The organism is Ornithinimicrobium sufpigmenti, assembly GCF_004322775.1.
GTDB classification, from domain to species: domain Bacteria; phylum Actinomycetota; class Actinomycetes; order Actinomycetales; family Dermatophilaceae; genus Ornithinicoccus; species Ornithinicoccus sufpigmenti.
In genome coordinates this window covers 3,171,782-3,187,442 of the sequence record NZ_CP036403.1, presented here as the reverse complement: position 1 = coordinate 3,187,442, position 15,661 = coordinate 3,171,782, and the positions used below count along the sequence as shown (strand labels likewise).

18 protein-coding genes and 3 tRNA genes are annotated in these 15,661 nt (G+C 71.1%); 19 read left to right on the top strand and 2 right to left on the bottom strand.

All coding sequences use genetic code 11. The features are described 5' to 3' along the window. Positions 1-48: 48 nt before the first annotated feature. From ESZ52_RS14700 to ESZ52_RS14665, 8 genes are all read left to right on the top strand, one after another. Positions 49-504 carry a hypothetical protein gene (locus ESZ52_RS14700; RefSeq protein WP_131105587.1) on the top strand — a complete coding sequence of 152 codons (456 nt, stop codon included), beginning with the start codon at positions 49-51 and terminating at the stop codon, positions 502-504. After that, positions 501-872 carry a transcriptional regulator gene (locus ESZ52_RS14695; RefSeq protein WP_238154617.1) on the top strand — a complete coding sequence of 124 codons (372 nt, stop codon included), beginning with the start codon at positions 501-503 and terminating at the stop codon, positions 870-872. Before ESZ52_RS14700 ends, ESZ52_RS14695 begins: the two co-directional genes overlap by 4 nt. A gap of 136 nt (positions 873-1,008) precedes the next feature. After that, positions 1,009-1,081: transfer RNA gene (locus tag ESZ52_RS14690), tRNA-Thr, on the top strand. A 33-nt stretch (positions 1,082-1,114) separates the two neighbouring features. Then, positions 1,115-1,191, top strand: a tRNA-Met gene (locus ESZ52_RS14685). 39 nt (positions 1,192-1,230) lie between these two features. Then, a complete protein-coding gene (rpmG, locus tag ESZ52_RS14680) occupies positions 1,231-1,401 on the top strand; it encodes a 50S ribosomal protein L33 (protein ID WP_131105585.1) in 171 nt (56 codons plus the stop codon). A gap of 167 nt (positions 1,402-1,568) precedes the next feature. Next, a complete protein-coding gene (locus ESZ52_RS14675) occupies positions 1,569-2,018 on the top strand; it encodes an FAS1-like dehydratase domain-containing protein (RefSeq protein ID WP_131105584.1) in 450 nt (149 codons plus the stop codon). Next, on the top strand, positions 2,015-2,425 hold the full coding sequence (locus ESZ52_RS14670) for a MaoC/PaaZ C-terminal domain-containing protein (protein ID WP_131105583.1): 411 nt from the start codon (positions 2,015-2,017) through the stop codon (positions 2,423-2,425). Before ESZ52_RS14675 ends, ESZ52_RS14670 begins: the two co-directional genes overlap by 4 nt. Then, positions 2,422-3,807 (top strand): UDP-N-acetylmuramate dehydrogenase, encoded by a 1,386-nt coding sequence (locus ESZ52_RS14665; protein ID WP_202865348.1) that lies wholly within the window; start codon positions 2,422-2,424, stop codon positions 3,805-3,807. The genes ESZ52_RS14670 and ESZ52_RS14665 overlap by 4 nt, the downstream gene beginning before the upstream one ends. A gap of 28 nt (positions 3,808-3,835) precedes the next feature. Here ESZ52_RS14665 and ESZ52_RS14660 read toward each other — a convergent pair whose 3' ends face one another. Next, on the bottom strand, positions 3,836-4,876 hold the full coding sequence (locus ESZ52_RS14660) for an adenosine deaminase (protein WP_131105582.1): 1,041 nt from the start codon (positions 4,874-4,876) through the stop codon (positions 3,836-3,838). 75 nt (positions 4,877-4,951) lie between these two features. Between ESZ52_RS14660 and ESZ52_RS14655 the strand changes: the two genes are divergently transcribed. From ESZ52_RS14655 to argG, 5 genes are read left to right on the top strand one after another with little or no spacing between them, the layout of a single operon-like run. Continuing rightward, on the top strand, positions 4,952-6,085 hold the full coding sequence (locus ESZ52_RS14655; RefSeq protein WP_238154616.1) for an ABC transporter ATP-binding protein: 1,134 nt from the start codon (positions 4,952-4,954) through the stop codon (positions 6,083-6,085). Further along, positions 6,082-6,969, top strand: coding sequence for an ABC transporter permease (locus ESZ52_RS14645; RefSeq protein ID WP_131105581.1), 888 nt, complete (start codon positions 6,082-6,084; stop codon positions 6,967-6,969). The genes ESZ52_RS14655 and ESZ52_RS14645 overlap by 4 nt, the downstream gene beginning before the upstream one ends. Then, the gene (locus ESZ52_RS14640; RefSeq protein WP_131105580.1) at positions 6,966-7,889 is read left to right on the top strand and encodes an ABC transporter ATP-binding protein; all 924 of its coding nucleotides are present in this window, start codon (positions 6,966-6,968) and stop codon (positions 7,887-7,889) included. Before ESZ52_RS14645 ends, ESZ52_RS14640 begins: the two co-directional genes overlap by 4 nt. Next, positions 7,886-8,593 carry an ABC transporter permease gene (locus ESZ52_RS14635; protein ID WP_131105579.1) on the top strand — a complete coding sequence of 236 codons (708 nt, stop codon included), beginning with the start codon at positions 7,886-7,888 and terminating at the stop codon, positions 8,591-8,593. The genes ESZ52_RS14640 and ESZ52_RS14635 overlap by 4 nt, the downstream gene beginning before the upstream one ends. 54 nt (positions 8,594-8,647) lie before the next feature. Then, entirely contained in the window at positions 8,648-10,099 is a 1,452-nt protein-coding gene (gene argG / locus ESZ52_RS14630) for an argininosuccinate synthase (protein ID WP_131105578.1), read from the top strand. Between the two features lie 105 nt (positions 10,100-10,204). Here argG and ESZ52_RS14625 read toward each other — a convergent pair whose 3' ends face one another. Continuing rightward, positions 10,205-11,422: a pyridoxal phosphate-dependent aminotransferase gene (locus ESZ52_RS14625; protein WP_181010027.1), complete on the bottom strand. Its 1,218-nt coding sequence runs from the start codon at positions 11,420-11,422 to the stop codon at positions 10,205-10,207. Between the two features lie 110 nt (positions 11,423-11,532). Between ESZ52_RS14625 and ESZ52_RS14620 the strand changes: the two genes are divergently transcribed. From ESZ52_RS14620 to ESZ52_RS14595, 6 genes are all read left to right on the top strand, one after another. Next, a tRNA-Trp gene (locus ESZ52_RS14620) sits at positions 11,533-11,605 on the top strand. 80 nt (positions 11,606-11,685) lie between these two features. After that, the gene (gene secE, locus ESZ52_RS19780) at positions 11,686-11,931 is read left to right on the top strand and encodes a preprotein translocase subunit SecE (protein WP_238154615.1); all 246 of its coding nucleotides are present in this window, start codon (positions 11,686-11,688) and stop codon (positions 11,929-11,931) included. A gap of 62 nt (positions 11,932-11,993) precedes the next feature. Next, on the top strand, positions 11,994-12,851 hold the full coding sequence (gene nusG, locus ESZ52_RS14610; protein WP_131105576.1) for a transcription termination/antitermination protein NusG: 858 nt from the start codon (positions 11,994-11,996) through the stop codon (positions 12,849-12,851). A gap of 149 nt (positions 12,852-13,000) precedes the next feature. Beyond that, positions 13,001-13,429, top strand: coding sequence for a 50S ribosomal protein L11 (gene rplK, locus ESZ52_RS14605; protein ID WP_131105575.1), 429 nt, complete (start codon positions 13,001-13,003; stop codon positions 13,427-13,429). 150 nt (positions 13,430-13,579) lie between these two features. Next, positions 13,580-14,293 carry a 50S ribosomal protein L1 gene (rplA, locus tag ESZ52_RS14600; RefSeq protein WP_131105574.1) on the top strand — a complete coding sequence of 238 codons (714 nt, stop codon included), beginning with the start codon at positions 13,580-13,582 and terminating at the stop codon, positions 14,291-14,293. A gap of 306 nt (positions 14,294-14,599) precedes the next feature. Beyond that, positions 14,600-15,589, top strand: a complete 990-nt coding sequence (locus ESZ52_RS14595) for a PDDEXK family nuclease (protein ID WP_131105573.1) — start codon at positions 14,600-14,602, stop codon at positions 15,587-15,589. Positions 15,590-15,661 lie beyond the last annotated feature (72 nt).

Genomic DNA, 15,661 nt, shown 5'->3' with positions numbered 1-15,661 from the left:
GCGGCAGAGTACTTGCGCAGACGGAAAGCTCTGGGTAGAGTTTCCAGTATGGAAAGTTCTGAGCTGCTCCGAGAGGCGGACCGGGCCGCGGCCTCACCGTTCGTCGACCGTCCGAAGACCCCGTGGTGGTACGAAGCCGTGGCAGGGCTGCTGTGGGGCGCCCTGGCCGTGGTGGTCCACCTGTACGCGCAGGGCCGGTCGAGCGAGGCCTCCGCGGTGCTCGCAGCCCTCATCGTGCTGCAGATCGCCATGGTCGCCGGCCTGCGTCGCCGGTGGGGAGTATGGCCCCGCATGACCGAGGCGCCGCCGGAAGTGAGGGCTGCGCACCGACTGTTCCTGCTCGGGCTGGTGGCCGCCGGGGTCGTCGCTGCGGTGCTGTGGTGGCTGCTCGGGTGGCTCGCTGGTGTCATCGCGGCGGCATGCGCGACGGCGCTGGTGCATTCCCTCTACGGGCGGTGGCTCTACCCGCGCGCCGCGGCAGAGGTGCGGGAGCGGCTGCGGTGACCTCGCCGCTGTCCGCCCTCGACCCTGTGCTGAACGCACCCAAGAGGCTGGCGGCGCTGGCGCTGCTGAACTCGGCCGAGAGCGTCGACTTCGGCTACGTGCGGGCCCGCCTGGGGCTCAGTGACTCAGACCTGTCCAAGCAGATGACCGCACTGGCGGATGCCGGGTACCTGACGGTGGCCAAGTCGGGGCGCGGGCCTGGGGCGACCACCACCTACGCCAGCACCGCGGAGGGGCGGCAGGCCTACCGGCGGCACCGTGCGGCGCTGCAGCTGCTGCTTGATCCACAGACGGATCCCCAGTCAGGCCCCCAGTCGGTTCGACGGACGGATCGCGAGTCCGATGCGCAGCCTGATCCGCAGCCCTGATGCCTAGGGTGGTTCCGAGCTCGATTCCGGGCCCGGTCCCGGGCCTGCGTCAGCGATTTTGTCTCCGCCGCGACGCCCGTGTAAAGTTGCTTCTCGCTGCCTGCGGGGCCCTCGGCCCGTGCAGGATTCACAGCTGGCCCCTATAGCTCAGTCGGTAGAGCGTCTCCATGGTAAGGAGAAGGTCAACGGTTCGATTCCGTTTGGGGGCTCTGGCAGGCTGGCCCACCTGGGTCGCCTCCCGAGGCGGGATAGCTCAGCTGGTTAGAGCGCACGACTCATAATCGTGAGGTCGCGGGATCGAGCCCCGCTCCCGCTACCACCCGCAGATCCATCCCGAATCCGAGAGCAGGTTGCAACCGTGGCCAGCAAGTCAGCTGACATCCGCCCCAAGATCACCATGGCGTGCACGGAGTGCAAGGAGCGCAACTACATCACCAAGAAGAACCGGCGGAACAACCCCGACCGGCTCGAGATGGCGAAGTTCTGCCCGCGCTGCGGCAAGCACACCGCACACCGCGAGACCCGCTGACGCGAGGCTCGACCACGCAGGCCGTCACCCCTCCGGGTGGCGGCCTTCGTCGTTGTGCGGTCCTGCGGTCTGGGTCCTGCGGTCCAGGTGTCAGAGCGCGAGAAGTGCAGGACCCGGAACGCAGGACGCCGTCATCGCAGCGCGACTCCACCGATAGTCTGGCCGGCATGCCCATCAACCCGGACTACGCCGGCCGGGAGTACCCGCCCGCCGGCCCGTTCACCGTCAGCCGCGAGGAGATCGTCGCCTTCGCCGAGGCGATCGGCGCGACCGGCGTGGCCCACCACGACCAGGCCGCGGCGCAGGCCCTGGGCTACCGCGACGTCGTCGCGCCCACCACCTTCGCGGTGCGCCTGGCCCAGCAGTGCGAGGCCCAGCTCATCGGCGATCCCGCGGCCGGCATCGACTTCGCCCGGGTGGTGCACGGGGAGGAAGCCTTCGTCCACCACCGCCCGATCGTCGCCGGTGACGTCCTCACCGGGGTGCTGCACGTGGACCGGATGCGCGAGGCCGGGGGCAGCGGGATGGTCTCCACCCGGGTCGAGCTCGCCGACGACGAGGGACGGCCGGTGACCACCGTGCGGTCCACGATCGTCGTGCGAGGGGAGGGCTCATGAGCGTGCCCGCCACCGACCCTGCCGCACTGACCCGCACCGTCACCGTCGACCGGGCCCGGCTCGTCGCCTACGCCGACGCCTCGGACGACCAGAACCCCATCCACCAGGACGCAGACGTCGCCCGCTCCGTCGGCCTCCCGGACGTCATCGCGCACGGCATGTGGACCATGGGGGCAGCGCTGGACGTCGTCACCGCCTACGTCGGCGGCGACCCGGCTCGCGTGCTGTCCTGCCAGACCCGGTTCACCGGCATGGTGGTCGTGCCCGAGGGGGAGACCGTCGAGGTCTTGGTGGTGGGCACGGTGACCAAGAAGGACGAGGAGGCCGGCACCGAGACGATCGCGATCACGGCCACCTGCGACGGGGAGAAGGTGCTCGGGCGCTGCCAGGCCGTGGTCCGGGTATGACGTCACACAGGGGCTCCGCCCCCGTGAACCCCCGCACCGGCTCCGCCGAGACCACGGGCTCCGCCCCCGTGAACCCCCGCACCGGCTCCGCCGAGACCACGGGCTCCGCCCCCGTGAACCCCCGCACCGGCTCCGCCGAGACCACGGGCTCCGCCCCCGTGAACCCCCGCACCGGCTCCGCCGAGACCACGGGCTCCGCCCCCGTGAACCCCCGCACCGGCTCCACCGAGGCGAACCCCACCGGCTCCGCTCCCGTAAACCCCGGGACCGGCTCGGCATACCCCTCTCTGTCCGAGCTCACGACGGTCCGCGTCGGCGGCCCGCCCCGGCGACTGGTGACGGCGACCACCGAGGCCGAGCTGGTCGAGGCGGTCCGCGAGGTGGACGAGACGGGGGAGCCGCTGCTCGTCGTGGGCGGCGGCTCGAACCTGCTCGTCGCCGACGAGGGCTTTCCCGGGACGGTGGTGCTGGTCCGTACCAGCGGCGTCGAGGTGCCGCACGCCAGCGCCTGCGGTGGCGTCAGCGTCACCGTCGCGGCCGGGGAGAACTGGGACGACCTGTGCGCGCACGCGTGCGCGCAAGGGTGGTCCGGCATCGAGGCGCTCTCCGGCATCCCCGGCGCGACCGGCGCGACCCCGGTGCAGAACGTCGGCGCCTACGGGCAGGAGGTGGCCCAGACGATCGCGTCGGTCCGCGTCTGGGACCGCGCCGAGCAGCGCATCCGCACCCTCTTCGCGAGTGACCTGCGCTTCTCCTACCGTCACTCCGTGCTCAAGGACTCGATGGTCGGCCCGGACGCCGTGCCCGGGGCGGTGACGCCGCGCCACGTCGTGCTCACCGTCACCTTCTCGCTGCGGCCCACCGAGCTCTCCCAGCCGATCGGGTATGCCGACCTGGCCACCGGCCTCGGCGTCAAGGTCGGTGACCGGGTTCCGCTCGCCGCCGCGCGTGAGGCGGTGCTGGAGCAGCGTCGGCGGCGCGGGATGGTGCTCGACGCCGACGACCACGACACCTGGTCCTGCGGCTCGTTCTTCACCAACCCGATCATCACTGTCGAGCAGATGGAGCACGTCACCGAGCGGGCCCGGCGCCAGCTCGGTCCGGACGGGCCTGTGCCACCGCAGTTCCCGACGACCGACGACACGCACGTCAAGACCTCGGCGGCGTGGCTCATCGACAAGGCCGGTTTCCGCAAGGGACACCGCACCCTCCAGGGCGCTCCCGCCGGCCTGTCCACCAAGCACACCCTCGCCCTGACGAACCGTGGCTCCGCCCGGGCGGCAGACCTGCTCGCGCTGGCCCGCGAGGTGCGGGACGGGGTGGAGGAGGCCTTCGGCGTGCGGCTGGTGAACGAGCCGGTCCTCGTCGGCCTCGAGCTGTGACGGCGACCACGCACGACGCCCTGGCGCGTCAGGCAGGCTCGTCGGCGAGCCAGGCGTCGATGCCCTGCAGCACCTCGCGGCGCACGTCCGCAGGTGCGCGGGCGCCCTCGATGGAGGCCCGGGCCAGGTCGGCCAGCACCTCGTCGGACAGGCCGTGGTCCTCCCTCGCCGAGAGGTACTGGTCGGCCAGGCGGGTTCCGAAGAGCAACGGGTCGTCGGCGCCGAGCGCCACCTTCGCGCGGGCGTCCAGCAACCGGCTCAGCGGGACGTCGGCCAGGGTCGGGTAGACGCCGAGGGCGACGTTGCTGCCCGGGCAGACCTCGAGGACGATCTCCCGCTCCACCACCTGACGCAGCACCTCGGGGTCCTCGACGGCGCGCACCCCGTGGCCGAGCCGGTGCGGGCGGAGGTGGTCGAGAGCGACCTGCACGTGGTCGGCGCCGAGGAGCTCCCCGGCGTGCGGGACGCTGACCAGGCCGGCGCGCCGGGCGATCCGGAAGGCGCCCTCGAACTCAGCTGTCATTCCCCGACGCTCGTCGTTGGACAGCCCGAAGCCGACGACCGAGCCGGGGCCGTAGCCGGCGTACTGGGAGGCCAGCCGCGCCAGCGTCCGCGCATCGAGGGGGTGCCGCATCCGGCTGGCGGCCACGACGATGGCGACCTGGGTGCCGGTCGTCTCGCTGGCGAGGCGGGCCTCGTCCAGGATGATCTCCATCGCCGGGGTCAGCCCGCCGACGGACGGGGCGTAGGAGGTGGGGTCCACCTGCAGCTCCAGCCAGCGCGACCCCTCCGCGGCGTCGTCCTCGGCCGCCTCGCGGACGATCCGGCGCAGGTCCTCCTCGTCCCGGACGCAGGCGCGGGCGGAGTCGTAGAGCCGCTGGAAGCGGAACCAGCCCCGCTCGTCCCGGGCCGAGAGCTGCGGAGGCCACTGCGTCGTGAGCGCCGGCGGCAGCCGCAGCCCGTGCTTGGCGGCCATCTCCCGCACGGTCTGCACCCGCATCGACCCGGTGAAGTGCAGGTGCAGGTGGGCCTTCGGCAGCGCGTGGACGGAGCGCGTGCGGTCTGGCATGCGCCCACCCTAGACGGCGCGACACGGGGGCTAACCCACTGTCGGTCCCACCCTGCGCGGTCTAGAGTCGACCAGGTGGGGGTGATCCAGACACAGACGCTCGGGATGCGCTACGGCGCCGCTCAGGTCGCTGCGCTCAGCGACCTGAGCGTGGAGATCGGGGACGGCGTGACCGGTCTGGTCGGGGCCAACGGGGCGGGCAAGTCCACGCTGATCAAGATCCTGCTGGGCCTGCTCACGCCCACCTCCGGTGGCGCGCAGGTGCTGGGGCACGACATCCGCACGGAGGGGATGCAGATCCGCGAGGCGGTCGGCTACATGCCCGAGCACGACTGCCTGCCTCCCGACATGCGCGCCATCGACTTCGTGGTGCACATGGGGCGCGTCTCGGGGCTCCCCCCGGCAGCGGCGCGCGAGCGGGCCGCCGACGTGCTGCGGCACGTGGGGCTGGCCGAGGAGCGCTACCGCCTCATGGGCGGCTACTCCACCGGGATGAAGCAGCGGGCCAAGCTGGCCCAGGCCCTCGTCCACGACCCCCGGCTCGTCATGCTCGACGAGCCGACCAACGGCCTGGACCCTGCCGCCCGCGACGACATGCTCTCCCTGGTGCGCCGGATCGGCCACGACTTCGGCATCCCGGTCCTGGTCACCTCCCACCTGCTGGGCGAGCTGGAGCGAATCAGCGACCACGTGGTCGTCCTCGACGGCGGGCACCTGCTGCGCTCCCAGGCCACCCGGTCCTTCCTCGGCGACACCGGCCTCGTCCTGGTCGAGGTCCTGGGGGACCCGGGTCCGGACGGCACCGACGCACAGACCCGGATGGGGCACGCGCTGGCCGCCCGCGGCCTGTCCTGCCGGCCGCGGGGAGGTCTCATCGAGATCGACCCGCTCCCGGCCGACCCACGGGCGACCCCCGACCCACGGGCGACCCCCGACCCACCCACCCCTGACCCACCCACCCCCGACAGGACACGCGAGAAGGACCCACAGGACACGGCAGAGGTCCCGACAGGACACGCGGAAGGGCCGGACAGGACACGCGAAGAGGCCGCGGCAGACACGGCGGACGCGCGTGCCGCCGCCCTCGCCTACGACCGGCTGCGCGACCTCGTGCGCGACACCGCCGCCGATCTCGGCCTGGGTCTGGTGCGCGTCCAGCCGGAGACCGGCCGCCTCGAAGACGTCTTCCGCGAGGAGGTGACCCCGTGACGACCGACGGACATGGCAGCGTCATCCACGACATCGGCTACCGCCCCTACCGCGGGCCGCGCCAGAGCAGGTGGGGCATCATCGCCGGCCTGCTGCGGCACGGGGCGCTGTCGACGTTCGGCTTCGGCCGCTCCGGTAAGGCCAAGGTGCTGCCGTTCGCCCTGCTCTTCATGTCGCTCGTGCCGGCCCTCGTGCTCGTCGGGATCGTCAGCTTCCTCGGGCTCAGCTCCGCGCTGCTGGACTACGCCGGCTACCAGCAGAACATCTCCTTCTTCGTCATCCTCTTCGTCGCCGCCCAGGCGCCGGTGCTCTTCACCCGGGACCTGCGCTCGGGGGTGATCAGCCTCTACCTGGCCCGCCCGCTGGGGTCGACCACCTTCGCGCTGGTCCGCTGGGCCTCGCTGGTGCTGGCCATCCTGGCCTTCGTCATCACCCCGCTGGTCGTCATGTTGATCGGTGGTCTGACGGCGGGGACCGACTTCACCGAGGAGCTGCCCCGTTGGCTGGTCGCGATGGCCGGGGCGGTGCTCCTGGCGGTCCTGCTGGCCACCGTCGGGGCGGTGGCGTCGTGCCTGACCATGCGGCGCGGGCTGGCGATCGGCGGCTCGATCGTCGTGCTGCTCTTCGGCCTGGGCATGACGGCGATCCTGCAGGAGGTGGCCAACGAGCAGGGACAGCAGGGCATCGCGACCTGGCTCGGGCTGCTCTCGCCGTTCGTCCTCGTCGACGCCGTGCAGCACGGGCTCGGGGATGCGACCGCCGCCTTCGAGGCCCCGCCCGAGGACACGCTCACCGCCCTCGCGATGCTCCTGATCGCCCTGGGTCTGGCCGCCCTCGGGCTGCTCTTCCTCGTCCGCCGCTACCGGAACAGGGGTGCCCGATGAGTGAGCTCGTCCTGGACAGCGTCAGCCGCTGGTACGGCAACGTGGTCGCGGTCAACGACGTCACGATGACGATCGGCCCGGGGGTCACCGGCCTGCTGGGGCCCAACGGGGCCGGCAAGTCGACGCTGATCGCCCTGATGTCCGGCTTCCTGGAGGCCTCCGCCGGGACCGTCACCCTGGACGGGGAGCGGGTCTGGCGCAACGTCGAGGTCTACCGCAGGCTCGGGCTCGTCCCCGAGCGCGAGGTCAGCTTCGCCTACCTCACCGGCCGCCAGTTCGTGCAGGCCAACGCCGAGCTGCACAAGCTGCCCGATCCGCGCGCCGCCACCCAGCGAGCGCTGGAGGAGGTCGACCTCGTCGACGCCGCGGACCGGGCGATCAGCACCTACTCCAAGGGGATGCGCCAGCGGGCCAAGCTGGCCAGTGCGCTGGTGCACGAGCCCCAGGTGCTGCTCCTGGACGAGCCGTTCAACGGTGTCGACCCCCGGCAGCGGATGCACCTGATGGACCTGCTCACCCGGATGGGGGAGCAGGGCCGCACGGTGCTCTTCTCCAGCCACATCCTGGAGGAGGTCGAGCACATCGCCCGGCACGTCGAGGTGGTCGTCGCGGGACGGCACGCCGCCAGCGGCGACTTCGGCGCCATCCGGCGGCTGATGACCGACCGGCCCACCCGCTACACGGTGCGCAGCAGCGACGACCGCGCCCTGGCCGCGGCCCTCATGGGCCAGCCCAGCGTGCGCGGCGTCAGCCTGGAGACCCCGGCCGGCTCCAGCGAGGTGCACGTGGAGGTCACTGACATGGGCGACTTCGCCCGCGCCCTGCCGGCCCTGGCCCGCGCCGCGGGGATCACCGTCCGCGAGCTCACCCCCACCGACGAGTCGCTGGAGTCGGTCTTCACCTACCTGGTGCAGTCATGAACGCGACGATCAGCCGCCTTGCCCTGCGGGCCCTCGTCGGCCAGCGCCGAGGCCTGGTCCTCCTGGCGCTGCCGCTTCTGCTGGTTGCTCTGGCGGCCACCGTGCGGATGCTCACCGGTGCGGCCGTCGACGGGCAGACGATCATCGTCGAGGTCGGGCTGGGCATCGTCGTGCCGGTCGTGGCGCTCCTGGCCGCCAACGGCGTGCTCGGACCCGAGATCGACGACGGCTCGGTCGTCTACCTGCTCTCCACCCCCGTGTCCCGGTATGCCATGGCCGTCTCCAAGTGGGCCACCGCCGCCGGCGTCTCCGTGCTGCTCAGCGCGGTCGGGCTCGCCGCGGCCGCGCTCGCCGGCGGGCTCGGGGCAGACTGGGCGCTGGGCTCCGTCGTGGCCGGCGCGGTCGGGGCCGTGCTCTACACCGCGCTCTTCACCGCGTTCTCGGCCGCGACCCGGCACGGGATGATCGCCGGACTCGTCTACGTGCTGATCCTCGAGGGGGCGATGGGCGCGCTGCTCAGCGGCCTGCGCTACGTCTCGGTGTACTCGATCACCCAGCGGCTGACCGAGGCCCTCTCCGCGCTGGACCTCGGTGTGGACATGGGCCTGGGGTATGCCGTGGTGGCGGGGCTCGTCATCCTTGTCGCCGGCGTCGGTGCCGCCGGGTGGCGCCTGCAGCGCTTCCAGTTGCGCGGTGATGAATAGGGCCCTGACCAGCGGATTGCATATCTATGCGGCTCACCGCATACACTCATCTGCATGTCCAAGGTCTTGACGAGCATCCCCGTCGGTGAACGGGTCGGGATCGCCTTCTCCGGCGGTCTCGACACCTCTGTCGCAGTCGCGTGGATGCGTGAGAAGGGCGCCGTGCCCTGCACCTACACGGCAGACATCGGTCAGTACGACGAGCCGGAGATCGACACCGTGCCCAGCCGCGCGCTGGAGTACGGCTCGGAGATCGCCCGGCTGGTGGACTGCCGCGCCGAGCTGGTCGAGGAGGGCCTGGTCGCCCTGGCCTGCGGCGCCTTCCACCTGCGCTCCGGCGGCCGCACCTACTTCAACACCACCCCGCTGGGCCGGGCCGTGACCGGCACCATGCTCATCAAGGCGATGAAGGAGGACGACGTCAACATCTGGGGCGACGGCTCCACCTTCAAGGGCAACGACATCGAGCGGTTCTACCGCTACGGGCTGTTGGCCAACTCCAACCTGCGCATCTACAAGCCCTGGCTCGACGAGGCCTTCGTCGACGAGCTCGGCGGGCGCGACGAGATGAGCCAGTGGCTCTCCGAGCGCGACCTGCCCTACCGCGCCAGCCAGGAGAAGGCCTACTCCACCGACGCCAACATCTGGGGCGCCACCCACGAGGCCAAGAAGCTGGAGCACCTCGACACCTCGATGGAGATCGTCGAGCCGATCATGGGCGTGCCCTTCTGGGACGAGGCGGAGCACATCCAGGCGGAGACGGTCACCGTGACCTTCCAGCACGGCCGGCCGGTCGCGATCAACGGCGACGACTTCGGTGGCGACCCCGTCCGCCTGGTGATGCGGGCCAACGAGATCGGGGGCCGGCACGGGCTGGGGATGGCCGACCAGATCGAGAACCGGATCATCGAGGCCAAGTCGCGCGGGATCTACGAGGCCCCGGGGATCGCGCTGCTGCACATCGTCTACGAGCGGCTGGTCAACGCCATCCACAACGAGGACACGATCGCGGCCTACCACAACCAGGGCCGCGTCCTGGGTCGCCTGCTCTACGAGGGCCGCTGGCTGGACCCGCAGGCCCTGATGATCCGCGAGTCCCTGCAGCGCTGGGTGGCCTCAGCCATCACCGGCGAGGTCACCCTGCGGCTGCGCCGCGGCGACGACTACACGATCGTCTCCACGGACGGGTCGACCTTCTCCTACCACCCGGACAAGCTGTCCATGGAGCGGGTGACCAACGCCGCGTTCGGGCCGACGGACCGGATCGGCCAGCTGACCATGCGCAACCTGGACATCGCCGACTCCCGTGCGCGGCTGGAGCAGTATGTCGGGATGGGCCTCCTCGGGTCCGGCGGCGCCGCCGCGTCGGCCATGGGCCTGGCCACCACCTCGCTGGTGGGCGAGCTGACCCCGGGCGGCGCCGAGCGCATCGCCGGCGGCGTCGGCCCGACCGAGGACGAGGAGGAGGCGCTGGACCGCGCCGCGATGGAGTCCGGCACCGACTAGCACCCGGGCCTCCTGCACGCCGGGCGCGCGCTCTGCGGTGACAGAGCGCGCGCCGTGCGGTGCCCGGACGCGCCGACTGCGGTGACCGGACCCCCGGTCTGCGGGTCAGCGAGCCTCGGCCAGCAGGGCCTGGATCCGGCCGACGCCCTCGACGAGGTCGTCGTCGCCCAGGGCGTAGGACAGCCGCAGGTAGCCGGAGGGGCCGAAGGCCTCGCCCGGCACCACCGCGACCTCGACCTCGTCGAGGATCAGTGCGGCGAGCTCGGCGCTGGTCTGCGGGGTGCGCCCCCGGATCGTCCGGCCGAGGACGCCCTCGACGTTGGGGTAGGCGTAGAACGCGCCCTGCGGCACCGGGCAGTGCACGCCCTCGATGGCGTTGAGCATCTCCACCATGGTGGCCCGCCGACGGTCGAACGCCGACCGCATCGTCTCGACGGCCTCCAGCGAGCCCTCCAGGGCGGCGATCGCCGCGCGCTGGGAGACGTTGGCGACGTTGGAGGTCGCGTGGCTCTGCAGGTTGGTCGCGGCCCTGATGACGTCCTTGGGGCCGATCATCCAGCCGACCCGCCAGCCGGTCATCGCATAGGTCTTGGCCACCCCGTTGAGCACCACGCAGGTGTCCGCGAGCTCGGGCACCAGGACCGGCATCGACGTCGCCTGCGCACCGTCGTAGACCAGGTGCTCGTAGATCTCGTCGGTGACCACCCAGATGCCGTGCTCCAGCGCCCAGCGGCCGACCTGCTCGACCTGCTCCGGCGGGTAGACCGCACCGGTGGGGTTGGAGGGGGAGCAGAAGAGCAGGACCTTCGTCCGCTCGGTGCGCGCGGACTCCAGCTGCTCCACGGTGACCAGGTAGCCCTGGTCCGCGCCGGCGAAGACCTCGACCGGCTCTCCGCCCGCCAGCCGGATCGCCTCGGGGTAGGTGGTCCAGTACGGCGCCGGCAGGAGCACCTCGTCGCCCGGGTCCAGCAGCGTGGCGAAGGCGTTGTACACCGCCTGCTTGCCACCGTTGGTGACCATCACCTGCGCCGGTTCCACGGCATACCCGGAGTCGCGCGCCGTCTTGGCCACGATCGCGGCCTTGAGGTCGGGCAGGCCGCCCGCGGGGGAGTAGCGGTGGTTGACCGGGTTGCTGGCCGCCTCGATCGCCGCCTGCACGATGTAGTCGGGGGTCGGGGCGTCCGGCTCACCGGCACCGAAGCCGATGACCGGCCGGCCCTGCGCCTTCAGCTCCTTGGCGCGGGCGTCGACCGCCAGGGTGGCCGACTCGGCGATCGCGCCGATCCGGCGGGAGATACGGGTCCTCTGCGTGTGCTCGCTCACGCGGACCATCTTTGCACCAGTCCGCACCGTCCCGTAGACTGCCACTTCGGGTGTTCGCACCGTGCGTGAGCCTGCCCCCCAACGGTAGGCGAGCGCGGGACACCCGGTGAAGGGCATTAGCTCAATTGGTAGAGCACCGGTCTCCAAAACCGGCGGTTGGGGGTTCGAGTCCCTCATGCCCTGCGCGAGCGGCACCGCAGACCGGACGGTATGCGGTCGTGACCACTTGATGACCACTTGACCTGCAGACAGGAAGGCGATCCGTGGCGAACCCGGCCCACGACACCGAGGGTGTCGCGCGCAACCAGCCTGGCTCTGGCCAGCCGCCGCGACCGGCGACCTTCGTCGCCCAGGTCATGGCCGAGCTGCGCAAGGTCGTCCAGCCGACGCGGCAGGAGCTGATCACCTACACGATCGTCGTCTTCGTCTTCGTCGTGGTGATGATCGGCTTCATCTTCGGCCTGGACCAGGTCTTCCAGCGGCTCGTCGCCCTCGTCTTCGCGGGCTGAGCCACGCACCCCGTTGCCGGCGCTCGACGCCGGCACGCACCGATCACATGAGGAAGTAGGCCATGTCCCAGCAGACCCCTGACCACGACGAGGTCACGGCCGAGCAGTCCGTCCAGGACGCCGACCTGGAGGCCGCCGAGCGATTCGACGGTGCCGTCGACGCCGTCGAGACCGACGAGGCCGCCCCGACCGACGTCGAGGACGAGGTCTACGGCGAGGCCGACGACATCACCACCGAGGCACCGGCCGACGACGCTGACGCCGCCGAGATCGACGAGGCGCCCGCGGCCGAGGCCGCCGAGCCGGTCGACCCGCTGGAGGAGTTCAAGCAGAGCCTGCGCGGCAAGTTCGGCGACTGGTACGTCATCCACTCCTACGCGGGCTATGAGAACCGGGTCAAGCACAACCTGGAGACCCGGATCGTCAGCCTCAACATGGAGGACTACATCTTCGAGGTGGAGGTCCCCATGGAGGAGGTGACCGAGATCAAGAACGGCCAGCGCAAGCAGGTCCGCCGCGTGCGAATGCCTGGCTACGTGCTGGTCCGGATGGAGCTCACCGACGAGTCCTGGGGCGCCGTGCGGCACACCCCCGGCGTGACCGGCTTCGTCGGCAACGCCCACCAGCCGGTGCCGCTGTCGATCGACGAGGTCGTCTCCATGCTGGCCCCCGTCTTCGAGGCCCCGGTCGCCGCCGAGGCCAAGGGCGAGGACGCCGCCGCCTTCGGGCTGCCGGCCGGCGCGCCGCAGGTCGACTTCGAGGTCGGCGAGTCGGTCACCGTCATGGAGGGTCCGTTCGAGACCCTGCCCGCCACCATCTCCGAGATCCTGCCCGAGAGCAACAAGCTCAAGGTGCTGGTCTCCATCTTCGGCCGCGAGACCCCCGTCGAGCTGTCCTACAACCAGGTCGCCAAGCTCTGAGGGCTGCGCCCGGCACGGAGCGGGCTTCGCCCGCGTAACTTCATAGATTTCCCAGGACTCCGTCCTGGGATGCCGAAAGACTCCGTCTTTCGGCATGCAACCGGGTCATCGCCCACGGCGTCGGCCCATAACCAAGGAAGAAGACACCCATGCCCCCCAAGAAGAAGGTCTCCGGCTTCATCAAGCTGCAGATCCAGGCCGGTGCCGCCACGCCCGCCCCGCCCGTCGGCCCCGCGCTGGGTCAGCACGGCGTCAACATCATGGAGTTCGTCAAGGCGTACAACGCCGCGACGGAGTCCCAGCGTGGCAACGTCATCCCCGTCGAGATCACGGTCTACGAGGACCGCTCGTTCACCTTCATCACCAAGACCCCTCCGGCCGCCGAGCTGATCAAGAAGGCTGCCGGCGTCGCCAAGGGCTCGGGCGAGCCGCACAAGACGAAGGTCGCCTCGCTGACCGACGCGCAGCTCACCGAGATCGCCGAGATGAAGATGAAGGACCTCAACGCCGTCGACGTGGACATGGCCAAGCGGATCATCGCTGGCACCGCCCGCTCGATGGGCATCACCACCCCCTGATCACCCCCAGGCCAGGTATGCCGCCCGCCCGGCCGGCGGCATACCTGGCCAGGGACGGGCCTTGGGCGATGTGCCCCACCGTCCCGCCTGTGGCAGGGCCTGCGCTGGCCCGCCTGACCACAGCTCCCACCAGAACACCAAGGAGTCACCATGAAGCGCAGCAAGGCCTACCGCGCCGCGGCGGACAAGATCGAGGAGGGCAAGTTCTACGCCCCCCGCGAGGCTGTCCGCCTGGCCAAGGAGACCGCCTCCACCAAGTACGACTCGACCGTCGAGGTCGCCCTGCGGCTCGGCGTCGACCCCCGCAAGGCCGACCAGCTCGTCCGCGGCACCGTCAACCTGCCCAACGGCACCGGCAAGACCGCCCGCGTGGTCGTGCTCGCCAACGGTGACAAGGCCGAGGCCGCCCGCGAGGCCGGCGCCGACTACGTCGGCTCGGACGACCTGATCGAGCGGATCGGCGGCGGCTGGACCGACTTCGACGCGGTCGTGGCCACCCCGGACCTGATGGGCAAGGTCGGTCGGCTGGGCAAGATCCTGGGCCCCCGCGGCCTGATGCCGAACCCCAAGACCGGCACCGTGACGATGGACACCGGCAAGGCCGTGTCCGACATCAAGGGCGGCAAGATCGAGTTCCGCGTCGACAAGCACAGCAACCTGCACTTCATCATCGGCAAGGCCTCCTTCGACGAGGCCAAGCTGGTGGAGAACTACAGCGCGGCGATCGACGAGATCCTGCGGCTGAAGCCGTCCTCCTCCAAGGGTCGCTACGTCACCAAGGCGACCGTCAGCACGACGATGGGCCCCGGCATCCCCGTGGACCCGGCTCGCGTGGGCACCGTGGCGGACGCCACCTCGGAGTGAGCCCCACCCCGCTGCACTGAGCACCGCGCTCGAGAGAGCCGGCAGAAGCTGTCGACGGGCCCCCGACCGATCTGGTCGGGGGCCCGTTGCTGTGCCGGGTGCGCTCGCTCCCTCGCCTCCTCACGACCCGTCCCGCATCTCCTTGAACCCGGGTTGTGCTGAGGATTCACCGCCGAGCGCGTGGCACCACCCGCCTTTTCTGGGATCAAGGTCGTGCAGAGTGCACAGGGCCCCGGTGCGTCGTCATCCAGCTGCAACCTGTGGATAACCCGGTCGAAGCATCAGCACGGCGGCAGACTGGCAGCCATGGAGACTGCGATCGTCGAGCTCATGAAGGCTCAGGGTGGGGTGGCCAGCAGCGCTGAGCTCCTGGCGCTGCCGGGGGTGACCCGGCACATCGTGGACGCGCTGGTGAGGACCAAGGTGCTCGTGCGGGTGCGCCGAGGGGCGTTCGTGCTGGGCAGCGCCTACGCGGCTGCCACGCCCTGGGAGCGGGCGGAGCTGCGGACGCGAGCGGTGGGGCACACTCTGGCTGCTCATCCCGCTGGGCATCACGCGCTGAGCCACGAGAGCGCACTGATGGTGCACGAGCTTGCGTACTTCGGCTCCGACGGCCTGGTGCACCTGGTCAGGACCGACGGGGGGCGTGGGCGCCACGACGAGACGATCTTCGTCCATCGGCCGGTCGAGCACGGCTGGGTCGTCGAGGTCGACGGCCTCCACGTCGTGCGCCCGGCACTGGCGGCCCTGCAGGTGGCGGCCCTGCATGGGGCCGAGGCCGGGTTGGTCTGCCTCGACGGGGTGCTGCACCTGGCCGAGACGACGGACCGCAAGAGGATGGGGCAACGGCGAGGACCGGCGCGTGCACGAGTCGAGGAGGACATCGAACGAGGCCTGCAGGAGGGTTTCGGCATCGCCAGCGGCGTGGTGCGCGAGGTGGTGGAGCTGGCCGACGGTCGTAGCGAGTCGGTCGGCGAGAGCCGGTCACGATGGCTGCTGCAGATGCTGGGGTTCGGCCCGCTCCTCCCGCAGTACCCGGTGGATCTGGGCGACCGCACGGTCTACGCCGACCTCAAGCTGGGGCGCTGGCGGGTGCTCGTGGAGTTTGACGGCAAGGGCAAGTACGTCAGCCCTGACGCCCTGCACGCCGAGAAGCTGCGAGAGGACGCCCTACGCTCCCTCGGCTACGAGGTCGTGCGGCTGAGCTGGGAGGATGTGGGGAACCCTCGGGTGGTTCGGCGCAAGATCCTGGCCGCGATCGCCCGTGCCGAGGCCGCGGCCCGCGCGACCGCGTGAGTGTGCCACTGAGAAAGTCACGCGATCCGGTCTCGAGGACGCGGGCCGAAGTTCACGGGGGCGGTGCGGGCG

Coding starts and splice junctions, on each gene's coding strand:
- rplA (WP_131105574.1), top strand. CDS start 13,580: ATGAAGCGCAGCAAGGCCTACCGCGCCGCGGCGGACAAGATCGAGGAG.
- ESZ52_RS14635 (WP_131105579.1), top strand. CDS start 7,886: ATGAACGCGACGATCAGCCGCCTTGCCCTGCGGGCCCTCGTCGGCCAG.
- ESZ52_RS14700 (WP_131105587.1), top strand. CDS start 49: ATGGAAAGTTCTGAGCTGCTCCGAGAGGCGGACCGGGCCGCGGCCTCA.
- ESZ52_RS14670 (WP_131105583.1), top strand. CDS start 2,015: ATGAGCGTGCCCGCCACCGACCCTGCCGCACTGACCCGCACCGTCACC.
- ESZ52_RS14665 (WP_202865348.1), top strand. CDS start 2,422: ATGACGTCACACAGGGGCTCCGCCCCCGTGAACCCCCGCACCGGCTCC.
- ESZ52_RS14675 (WP_131105584.1), top strand. CDS start 1,569: ATGCCCATCAACCCGGACTACGCCGGCCGGGAGTACCCGCCCGCCGGC.
- ESZ52_RS14595 (WP_131105573.1), top strand. CDS start 14,600: ATGGAGACTGCGATCGTCGAGCTCATGAAGGCTCAGGGTGGGGTGGCC.
- argG (WP_131105578.1), top strand. CDS start 8,648: ATGTCCAAGGTCTTGACGAGCATCCCCGTCGGTGAACGGGTCGGGATC.
- rplK (WP_131105575.1), top strand. CDS start 13,001: ATGCCCCCCAAGAAGAAGGTCTCCGGCTTCATCAAGCTGCAGATCCAG.
- ESZ52_RS14640 (WP_131105580.1), top strand. CDS start 6,966: ATGAGTGAGCTCGTCCTGGACAGCGTCAGCCGCTGGTACGGCAACGTG.
- nusG (WP_131105576.1), top strand. CDS start 11,994: ATGTCCCAGCAGACCCCTGACCACGACGAGGTCACGGCCGAGCAGTCC.
- ESZ52_RS14660 (WP_131105582.1), bottom strand. CDS start 4,876: ATGCCAGACCGCACGCGCTCCGTCCACGCGCTGCCGAAGGCCCACCTG.